The sequence below is a fragment of the Bradyrhizobium jicamae genome (assembly GCF_018130215.1).
Classification (GTDB): Bacteria; Pseudomonadota; Alphaproteobacteria; order Rhizobiales; family Xanthobacteraceae; genus Bradyrhizobium; species Bradyrhizobium jicamae_A.
Genome location: NZ_JAFCKQ010000118.1, coordinates 1 through 1696 on the forward strand (window position 1 = coordinate 1; position 1696 = coordinate 1696).

Consider the following 1696-nt stretch of genomic DNA (forward strand, 5'->3'; position numbering starts at 1 on the left):
ACGTTGGGGATCTGCTGCGAGGCATTGAATTTCGGGTCGCCTTCCATGACGCGCTGTTCCCACGTCACCTGATTGAGATCCTCGTTGTTCAGGACGCAGACGATCCAGCGGTGGTCGCTCCATTTCCTCCAGTATTTCGCGACCGTGATGAGTTCGGCCATGTTGTTCATCTGCATGGCGCCATCGCCCACGAGAGCGATGACGGGCCGGTCAGGATGCGCGAACTTTGCCGCGATCGCATAGGGAACGGCTGCCCCCATGGAAGCCAGGCCGCCCGAAAGAGATGCCATCATGCCGCGCCTGATCTTCAGATCGCGGGCATACCAGTTCGCGCACGATCCGGAATCGCTGGTCAGGATCACGCGATCCGGCAAGCGCGGTGACAGCTCCCAGGTGATGCGCTGCGGGTTGACGGGCTTGGCCGGTTGCATGGCGCGGCCCTCGAGCGTCTTCCACCAGTCCTTGAGGTTCGAGGCGATCCGCTTGCGCCAGGCACCGTCGCCCTTGTCGCGAAGCAGCGGCAGCAGCGCCTGCAATGTTTCGGCGGCGTCGCCGACAAGATTGACCTCCATCGGGTAGCGCAATGAAAGCATGTCCGGTGCGATGTCGATCTGGACGCCGCGTGCCTGTCCCTCCTTGGGGAGGAACTCCGAATAGGGAAAGCCGGAGCCGATCATCAGCAGCGTGTCGCATTCGGTCATCAAATCGTAGCTCGGCTCGGTTCCAAGCATGCCGATCGAGCCTGTGACCCAGGGAAGGTCGTCGGGAAGGGTGGCTTTCCCGAGCAACGCTTTCGCCGCGCCCGCGCCAAGCTTGTCGGCAGCGGCAATCACCTCATCGGTGGCACCAAGCGCGCCCGCACCGACCAGGATTGCAACCTTCTTGCCCGCATTGAGAACGTCTGCTGCCCTGCGCAGATCGGCTTCGTACGGAACGATTTTCGGCTTGGTGAACCCGACGCCCGAATGGATCGTGCCGTGAACGCGGGGCGGCTCCTCATATTCTGCTTCTTGCAGATCGTTCGGAAGAACGATCGCCGCAACACGCCTTTCGCCAAGTGCTGTCCGGATCGAGCGATCGATCAGATGCCGAACCTGGGCCGGGGCTGAAGCCTGCTGAACAAAGGCGCCGGCAACATCCTTGAACATGGATGGCAGGTCGACCTCCTGCTGGTAATGACCACCGAGTGCGGTTCGTGCCTGCTGCCCGGCGATCGCGAGAACCGGCATATGGTCGAGCCGGGCATCGTACAGACCGGTCACAAGATGAGAAGCGCCGGGTCCTGAAGTCGCGATGCAGACACCGAGCTTTCCGGTAAACTTGGCATAGGCAGAAGCCATGAATGCGGCCATCTCCTCGTGCCGTGCCTGGATGAATTCGATCTTGCCGTTGGCCCGGTTGAGCGCACCGAACACGCCGTTGATGCCGTCGCCGGGATACCCGAAGATCTTCCGCACTCCCCAATCGTGCAAACGATTGACGATGAAGTCGCCGACGGTCTGTGCCATGAGATTGCTCTTTGCTGAAAACTGACAAGGGCCAGGACTTGCAACGCGCCAAGATTTCCTAGGTTAAGACTTGCAAGGGCAGGCTGGCCTCGTTGAGCAAACGGCACCGACTTTGCGATGTTCCTGCAGAAAGGAATTAAGTGCCGGCGCCGCTTCGACCTTCCTGATGTTGGTCTTGCGGCAAGTGC

General features: G+C 60.8%; 1 protein-coding gene. It reads right to left on the minus strand.

All coding sequences use genetic code 11. The annotated features are described in order from the left end of the window. On the minus strand, window positions 1-1508 hold a 1508-nt coding region (locus tag JQ586_RS40205; protein ID WP_212400149.1), incomplete at its 3' end, for a thiamine pyrophosphate-requiring protein. Window positions 1509-1696: the final 188 nt, after the last annotated feature.